Source organism: Rhizobium sp. MHM7A, from assembly GCF_005862215.1.
Taxonomy (GTDB): domain Bacteria; phylum Pseudomonadota; class Alphaproteobacteria; order Rhizobiales; family Rhizobiaceae; genus Rhizobium; species Rhizobium bangladeshense.
In genome coordinates this window covers 1-1,289 of the sequence record NZ_VCHT01000066.1, presented here as the reverse complement: position 1 = coordinate 1,289, position 1,289 = coordinate 1, and the positions used below count along the sequence as shown (strand labels likewise).

Sequence of the window (1,289 nt, the reverse complement as noted above, 5' to 3'; positions counted from 1 at the left end):
GGGAAAGAGCTGGCTCGGGAAATCTGCACAGCGGGGATAAGTGGAATTTCTGCCTGACTTCGGCTTAGATGCCAGGAACAGGAGATAGCATGACGAGACGACCGCGCCGGAACCATAGCCCGGCTTTCAAGGCAAAAGTGGCGCTCGCCGCCATTCGAGGCGAGCAGACGCTGGTGGAACTGTCCCAGCAGTTTGACGTGCACGCCAACCAGATCAAACAGTGGAAAGACCAGCTCCTTGAGGGGGCGACAGGCGTTTTCGGTGATGAAACCAAGGCGGAACCGGCGGGACCAACCGTCGATGTCAAAACCCTGCATGCCAAGATCGGCGAACTGACACTGGAGAACGATTTTTTATCCGGTGCGCTCGGCAAAGCGGGATTGCTGGGCGGAAAGAAATGATCGACCGCGAGCATAAACTGTCGGTCGTGCGCCAAGCGAAGCTTCTCGGCTTCAGCCGTGGCAGCGTCTATTATCTGCCTCGTCCGGTGTCTGACGGGGATTTGGCCCTGATGCGACGGATTGACGAATTGCATCTCGACTACCCCTTTGCCGGAAGTCGGATGTTGCAAGGGCTCTTGAGGGGAGAAGGGCTGGAGACTGGGCGGCTGCACGTCGCCACGCTGATGAAAAAGATGGGCATCGAAGCGATCTACCGTCGGCCGAACACCTCCAAACCAGCGCCTGGACACAAAATCTATCCCTACCTCCTGCGCAAGCTGGCGGTCACCCGACCCAACCAGGTGTGGGCAATGGACCTGACATATATTCCGATGGCACGGGGCTTTGTCTATCTCTGCGCCGTCGTCGACTGGTTCAGTCGAAGGGTTCTGTCGTGGCGGCTGTCGATCACGATGGAAGCAGCCTTCTGCATAGAAGCGGTCGAGGAGGCACTTGCCCGTTATGGCAAGCCGGAAATCTTCAATACCGACCAGGGATCGCAGTTCACCTCCATCGACTTCACGGCGGTCCTGAAGAAAGCAGAGATTGCCATCTCGATGGATGGCAAGGGCGCGTGGCGGGACAACGTGTTCGTCGAACGGCTCTGGCGGTCGATCAAATACGAGGAGGTTTATCTCCACGCCTACAAGACCGTATCCGAGGCCCGCGTCGGCATTGGCCGATATCTGACCTTCTACAATGGCCGACGCCCACATTCATCCCTTGACCGGCAGACGCCGGATCAGGCCTACTTCAACGCGCTGACACCAATGATGGTGGCGGCATAATCGAGGCAGAAATCCACTTAGCGAAACGCCCGAAACTGTTCAGACAAACCGAACCAGCTCT

At 57.6% G+C, this 1,289-nt stretch carries 1 protein-coding gene; it reads left to right on the top strand.

All coding sequences use genetic code 11. The features are described from left to right. Positions 1-89 precede the first annotated feature (89 nt). A protein-coding gene (locus FFR93_RS40390) for an IS3 family transposase (protein WP_165448303.1) occupies positions 90-1,228 on the top strand; the annotation gives its coding sequence in 2 pieces (ribosomal slippage) (positions 90-348 and positions 348-1,228; 1,140 coding nt in all). Positions 1,229-1,289: the final 61 nt, after the last annotated feature.